At 62.2% G+C, this 1,786-nt stretch carries 2 protein-coding genes; one reads left to right on the forward strand and one right to left on the reverse strand.

The window, feature by feature from the left end; all coding sequences use genetic code 11:
* On the forward strand, window positions 1-463 hold a 463-nt coding region (locus WCB02_RS16675), incomplete at its 5' end, for a hypothetical protein (RefSeq protein ID WP_423959617.1).
* 46 nt (window positions 464-509) lie between these two features.
* Here the strand turns inward: WCB02_RS16675 and WCB02_RS16680 are convergent.
* On the reverse strand, window positions 510-1,786 hold a 1,277-nt coding region (locus WCB02_RS16680; protein WP_423959619.1), incomplete at its 5' end, for an NAD(P)/FAD-dependent oxidoreductase.

Below are 1,786 nucleotides of genomic sequence, written 5' to 3' on the forward strand. Positions count from 1 at the left end.
GCCGGCAACAGCCGAGACTGCTTTCCCGATCCCGGCAGGACGCGAAGAAATGGCCGTCAACTCCGAGATGGTAGCGGCTGTCAGCCCGGAGGGCGAGATCTCGATCGCTCCGGCGCTCCGTGTTCTACCCACGGGCCAATACGGGCTTAGGGTATCCGCGGATGGACAAACCAATGCGGCAACCCCACCGAGCGTCCAACCGCTCGATTGGTCGGCCGCGCAGAAGACAGCACAAGTCCGAGTCGGGGGACCGGGGCTTTACGGGATTCGCGTGCTGGATCAAACGTCCGTGCAGCGATTGGACATTGAGGTGCTGGCCACCCCTCCGGCATCGTTGGCGGCCGAGACGGCCGGCCTGAAAATGGCCCGCGAAACAACCCTCAAATGGACCCACGAGGGTTGGCCCCTGCACGATTTCCTGCGCGTCTACCTTGAATCGCGCCTGAGTGCGGCTTCGCAATGACCCAGCAATGTAGCGTTCAAAGTTACGAATTGTGCCGGGGCATTAGCTAATGTCTGCCTAGATGTTCTGCGAGCCGGGCATCCACTGGGCGTGGCCGCCCAGCCTCTGCGGCTTCATCTATGCGCATAAAGGCGTTCTGCATATAGCGGACAACCAGCCAGCGTACCGGTTCTATCTCCCACTTTGGTGAACGTCTCTGGGCTAGCGGAAGCATTTCCAATCCCGTCTTACGATTCATGATCAGGCCGGCGAGCAATCGTCCGGCCAGATTGCTGGTGGAAACCCCCTGTCCCGTATAGCCCATAATCGAACCCATGCGCGAGTGCGCGTCAAAGCTCACAGCCGGCATCCAGTCGCGCGGCATGCCCACCGGGCCGCCCCAGGCGTGGGTGAAACCAATCCCTGTCAATGACGGGAACCACTCCATCAATGAGCGTTGGATCATCTTCAGGGTCGCTTCATGGGTGTCTTGCTGGTCGGTGATTTTCGACCCGAAGACATAAGGCGCGCCGCGGCTTCCAAAGAGGATGCGTCCATCCCGGGTCTTGGTCAGATATACGACCGTGTTGCGCGTAGAAGCAACGCTCTCGCCATTCTGCCATCCGATCTGCGACCATTGCCGGGCAGTTAGCGGTTCCGTCAACGAGATCAGGGAATAGACCGGCAGCAGTGCACGGTGCAGGCGCGGGAGGCGCGTCAGGTAGGCCTCTCCCGCGAGCACGATGGCACGTTTCGCGCGCAGCTCGCCCCCGGGCGTGAGGAGGCTCCCAGCCTTGAAGCTAGTCACTTGCGTCTGCTCATAGATGATCCCGCCGCGTGCCTCGACGGCTCGCGCCACGCCGCGCACCAGGCGCGCCGGATGCAGGCTTGCGCCGTCAGGTGTGTACAGCCCGCCATACACATCGGTAACGCGAATGCGTTCCCCAGCTTCTGGGGCACTGAGCAGCTGGTAGCGATTACTCAATCCGAGCCGCTCATACGCTGCATAGCTTGAGCGAATGCCCGATAGCTGATGCTGCCCGCGCGCCAAAGTCAGGACGCCCCCGTTATGGAAGTGGGCATCGATCTTTTCTTCTGCACAGACGCGACCCACCTCATCCACCGAGGCGCGCATGGTCAGCAGCAAATTGCGCGCGGTCTCAGCCCCGAAGCGCTTCTCCAGCGCGCCAGCCGTCACCGGAAAATTTGGGGAACACCAACCTCCGTTGCGGCCCGAGCCGCCGAAGCCCGCGATCTCCTTCTCCACCACCGCAACGCGGAGTGCGGGCTCATGCCGTAGCAGGTAATACGCCGTCCACAGGCCGGAGTAGCCGCCGCCAAGGA

It is taken from the genome of Bradyrhizobium sp. (genome assembly GCF_049581145.1).
In the GTDB taxonomy this organism is placed as follows: domain Bacteria; phylum Pseudomonadota; class Alphaproteobacteria; order Rhizobiales; family Xanthobacteraceae; genus Bradyrhizobium.